At 68.6% G+C, this 2,247-nt stretch carries 2 protein-coding genes; both read right to left on the bottom strand.

Annotation, left to right across the window (positions count from 1 at the left end; genetic code table 11):
* Positions 1-52: 52 nt before the first annotated feature.
* Positions 53-514: a hypothetical protein gene (locus D180_RS20765; RefSeq protein WP_017914276.1), complete on the bottom strand. Its 462-nt coding sequence runs from the start codon at positions 512-514 to the stop codon at positions 53-55.
* A gap of 282 nt (positions 515-796) precedes the next feature.
* On the bottom strand, positions 797-1,873 hold the full coding sequence (locus tag D180_RS20760; RefSeq protein WP_043091478.1) for a cache domain-containing protein: 1,077 nt from the start codon (positions 1,871-1,873) through the stop codon (positions 797-799).
* Positions 1,874-2,247: the final 374 nt, after the last annotated feature.

Below are 2,247 nucleotides of genomic sequence, written 5' to 3'. Positions count from 1 at the left end.
CGCTGGCCCTGCCGCGGCGGGTCGGCTGCCGCAGGCTGGCTCGGCCTCGCGATTACAGCGCGTCGCGCGATTGGTTGCTTTCGTTCTGCTGGTAATCGGTGACCACGCCCTTGGCGTCGAATTCCACTTCCAGGTCGTACGACTTGACGTTGCGCGCGCCGACGCCATGCTCCTGCGCTTCGTTGATCGCCGGGCCGGTGTAGTAACCGGGCAGCATCCGCTTCAGCAGGCCGGTCGCGGTCTTGCGCGCCTTCTCGCCGTGAGATTCGCCGGGGCGATAGCTCCAGGACTTCTCGTAGCCGCCTTCCTTTCCGGACGTCCTGGAGACGTAGTTGGGCTCGCCATAGATCGCGCGCACCTGCTCCTTGGTGGTCTTGCCGATGACGATGTTCTTCTTCACCGCATCCGGGGTGTAGAGCTCCGGATTGTCGACCTTTTCGGCCAGGGCGGGAGCGGCGAAAGACCCGGCCAGCAGGGCCGAGATCAGCAGGGTGCGAAAGGGTTTCATGGTCATGTCCGTTTACCTGGGAAGTGGCGTCTGCAATCCAGAGTGCACCGGTCGCGTCGAGGCGATGCGTCGGCGCGGCATCAACGCGGCGCGACGAGCTTAGGCATGGCGAAATGACGCCGTCAATACAGCACGCACGGGCGTTCAGGCAGAGACGACGCCCTGCCGATGAGGTCGTCGCAGTCGTCGGCACACGGTCTGAGGGTACCGCACAGGCGGCTGTGCCGACACCGCGCGCGGCAGCCTGTGATCCGCTGCCGCTTTTGCGGTGGGCGCCAGTGCGTGTGGCTACAGTGCCTGCAGGATCAGCGAGTGCCAGCCGGTGCGGTACGTTTCGTACCCCGGAGAGGCCGCATGCGCGATGCAGTGCGGCCGGCCGTCGAGATCGATCAGCACGGCGCCGCGCGGCTGCTTGAACAAGGCGTCGCGGCCGTCGAAGTCGATCCGGTCCTGCAGCATGCGCCCGGCCGAGTCGGCCAGCACCCGGCCCTGCGCATCGACGATGCAGGCGCGGCTGCGGCCCCATTCGGATTCGGACAGCGGCGTGCGCTGCACGATCGTCTGCGCCAGCGCGTCCCAGCGGAACACGATGCCCAGCACGCCCAGCACGCGGCCATCGACGCGACCGCCGTCGCGCACCGTGCATGCGTACACCAGCACGCGCTCGCCGTCGGCCAGCGCGCTGGCATGCACGTCCTGAAAGCCGAATTCCTCGCCGCTGCGCGTGCGCATCGCGTGTTCGAACCATGGCTGCGCGGAGACGTCGCTGCCGACCGAGCCGAACTGCCGCGGCCGGCCGTTGGCGCGGATGCGGCCATCGCTTCCGGCCAGGATCAGGTCGAAGTAGACCGTGTACGAATCCAGGATCTGGCCCATGCGCCGCGAGGCGTAGGCCAGCGCCTCGGCATCGCTGTCGGCACGCGCCGCGGCGACCACCGCGGCGTCGGTGGCCCACCAGCGCACGTCGCAACTGCGCTCGTAGAGGTTGCGGTCGATCAGGTCGATGTTGCTCAGGGCCAGCTCGCTGAGCCGCGTGCGACGCACGTCGTCCTGCAGGCGGCCCAGTGTCTGCCGCATCTCCGCGCTGGTGCGCGCGGCGACCTTGTCCAGGTCCTGGGTGGCCTCGGCCACGCGTCGCGACAGCCCGTCCATTTCCTGCGCGATCACGCTGAAGCCGCGTCCGGCGGCGCCGATCCGCGCCGACTCGATGCGCGCGTTCATGGAGATCATGTGGGTGGTGCGGTTGATCGCGTCGATCCCCTGCAGCGAGCGGCGCAACTGGCCGAGCAACTGGTCGGACAAGCCGACGACGGCGCGAATATGGTCATCGATCCCCGCGTCGGCGGGGTGGGCGGGTAGGTTCATTCATGCTGCCGGTGGGGTGGGAGAAAACAGCAGGCGGACGACGCGATAAGGGGTGTAGCGGCCGCTGGTGCACTGGGCTTGAGGGCGGTGTGAAGACCGTTTGTCGGAACGCCGGGCCTTGCGCTGACTGGGCTGCGGCCCCGTCCGTGGGCCGATGTCGGCGCCGAACTCGTCTACCATCTGCGCCAGGTCCGGCGCCGCCGGGCTCCCGGTGCGCGCCACGGGCGCCGCGCCACCGCCTTTGGAGATGTGAGACGAATGGACAAGTTGGTCGTGCTGGTGGTGTTTGCGGCGCTGGTGGTGCTGGCGTTGCCACTGCTGTCGATCGTGGCGCTGGTCGGGCAGTCGCGCCTGCGCCAGCGGCTCGCCGCACT

It is taken from the genome of Xanthomonas sp. SHU 166, from assembly GCF_000364685.1.
GTDB classification, from domain to species: domain Bacteria; phylum Pseudomonadota; class Gammaproteobacteria; order Xanthomonadales; family Xanthomonadaceae; genus Xanthomonas_A; species Xanthomonas_A sontii.
Note: the sequence above shows the minus strand (reverse complement) of the source record. Positions and strands in the feature narration are given on the sequence as shown.